This window comes from Streptomyces sp. BE20, from assembly GCF_036322525.1.
Lineage (GTDB): Bacteria > Actinomycetota > Actinomycetes > Streptomycetales > Streptomycetaceae > Kitasatospora.
In genome coordinates this window covers 1-2264 of sequence record NZ_JAQYWW010000487.1, presented here as the reverse complement: position 1 = coordinate 2264, position 2264 = coordinate 1, and the positions used below count along the sequence as shown (strand labels likewise).

The following is a 2264-nucleotide window of genomic DNA, read 5'->3' as shown; positions in this document are numbered from 1 at the left end:
TGTCGGCAACGGGTGAAACGAGGACCACGAACGGCGGATCAAAAGCGGGCCGCTCTGCGATCTCTTGATCATCCTGGCTTCAATGCTTGGAGGTCAGGAGGAAGAGAGGGTGATCCGTGTGGAGGACTGGGCCGAGATTCGCCGGTTGCATCGGGCGGAGGGACTGTCGGCACGGGCCGTGGCCCGACAGCTGGGGATCTCGCGTGGCACGGTATCGCGGGCGCTGGCCTCGGACCGGCCGCCGAAGTACCAGCGGCCGTTGAAGGGCTCGGCGGTGGACGCGGTGGAGCCGGCGATCCGTGAGCTGCTGAAGCAGACACCGACGATGCCGGTCACCGTGATCGCGGAGCGGATCGGCTGGGAACGCGGGCTGACGATCCTGCGCGAACGCGTCCGCGAGCTGCGGCCCGCCTACCTGCCGGTCGACCCGGTCTCCAGGACCGTCTACCAACCCGGTGAGCTTGCCCAGTGCGACCTGTGGTTCCCGCCCGTGGACATCCCACTCGGCTACGGGCAGCGCGGGCGCCCGCCGGTCCTGGTCATCGTCTCCGGGTATTCGCGGGTGATCACCGCCCGGATGCTGCCCTCCCGGCAGAGCGGCGACCTCATCGACGGCCACTGGCGCCTGCTCGCCGACGGCTGGCACGCGGTCCCCAAAATGCTGGTCTGGGACAACGAACCCGGCGTCGGCAAAGGCAGGCTCACCAGCGAGTTCGCCGCGTTCGCCGGACTGCTCGCGGTCAAGGTCCACCTCTGCCGACCCCGCGACCCCGAGGCGAAGGGCCTGGTCGAGCGCGCGAACGGCTACCTGGAGACCAGCTTCCTGCCCGGTCGCACCTTCACCGGCCCGGACGACTTCAACAACCAGCTCGGCGCCTGGCTGCAGATCGCCAACCGCAGGCAGCACCGCTCCATCGACGCCCGCCCGGTGGACCGCTGGGAGGCGGACCGCGCCGCGATGCTCACCGTCCCGCCGGTCGACCCGCCCACCTGGTGGCGCTTCGCCACCCGCATCGGCCGCGACCACTACATCCGCGTCGACACCTGCGACTACTCCGTCCACCCCCGCGCCATCGGCCACCGCGTCCTCGTCCGTGCCGACAACGAGGAGATCACCGCCACCCGCGGCAACGACATCGTCGCCCGACACGCCCGCTGCTGGGCCAGGCACCAGACCCTCACCGATCCCGACCACGCCGCCGCGGCCGACATCCTGCGCGGCGAGGCCATCTACCAGCAGGCCGCCCGCGCGCACGCCGCCCGGGCCGCACTCCTGGCACCGGACAGCCTCGGCATCGAGGTCGAACAACGCGAACTCCGCTCCTACGACCGCATGTTCACCCTCATCGAGGGCGGAGCCGGCAAGGAGAACACCTGATGACCCGCACCACGACCACCACCGCCAAGCACGACGGCCAGGCGACCCGAACGGGCCGGCAGACCGCCGCCGACCTGGCCTTCCTCGCCCGCGCGATGAAGGCCCCCGCACTGCTGGACGCCGCCGAGCGCCTGGCGGAGCGCGCCCGCACCGAGTCCTGGACCCACACCGAGTACCTGGTCGCCTGCCTGCAACGCGAGGTCTCCGCCCGCGACAGCCACGGCGGTGAGGGCCGCATCCGAGCCGCCCGTTTCCCCGCCGTCAAGACCATCGAGGAGCTCGACCTCGCCCACCTGAGGGGCATGACGCGCCAACAACTCGGACACCTGGGAACATTGGACTTCATAGCGGCCAAGGAGAACGCCGTCTTCCTGGGGCCGCCGGGCACCGGCAAGACGCACCTGGCCACAGGCCTCGCCGTTCGGGCCTGCCAGGCCGGCCACCGCGTCGCGTTCGCCACCGCCGCCCAGTGGGTCGACCGCCTGGCCGCCGCCCACCAGGCCGGACGCCTCCAGGACGAGCTGGTCAAGCTCGGCCGCTACCCGCTGATCGTGATCGACGAAGTGGGATACATCCCCTTCGAGGCCGAGGCCGCGAACCTGTTCTTCCAGCTGATCTCGAACAGATACGAGAGGGCCAGCGTGATCGTCACCTCGAACAAGCCCTTCGGCCGGTGGGGAGAGACCTTCGGCGACGAGACCGTCGCCGCCGCCATGATCGACCGACTCGTCCACCACGCCGAGGTCCACTCCCTCAAAGGCGAGTCCTACCGCATGCGCGGCCGCGAACTCGGCCGCACCCCGACCACCAACAACGACTGAACACGACCGCACAATGGCCCACGATTGAACCGATCAGACCGGCCCGATTTCAGCCGTTGCCGACA

General features: G+C 70.1%; 2 protein-coding genes. Both read left to right on the top strand.

Features of this window, described 5'->3' with window-relative positions; genetic code table 11:
- Positions 1 to 109 precede the first annotated feature (109 nt).
- Positions 110 to 1378: an IS21 family transposase gene (gene istA / locus PUR61_RS06755; protein WP_329876669.1), complete on the top strand. Its 1269-nt coding sequence runs from the start codon at positions 110 to 112 to the stop codon at positions 1376 to 1378.
- On the top strand, positions 1378 to 2199 hold the full coding sequence (gene istB, locus PUR61_RS06750; RefSeq protein ID WP_329876667.1) for an IS21-like element helper ATPase IstB: 822 nt from the start codon (positions 1378 to 1380) through the stop codon (positions 2197 to 2199). The genes istA and istB overlap by 1 nt, the downstream gene beginning before the upstream one ends.
- Positions 2200 to 2264 lie beyond the last annotated feature (65 nt).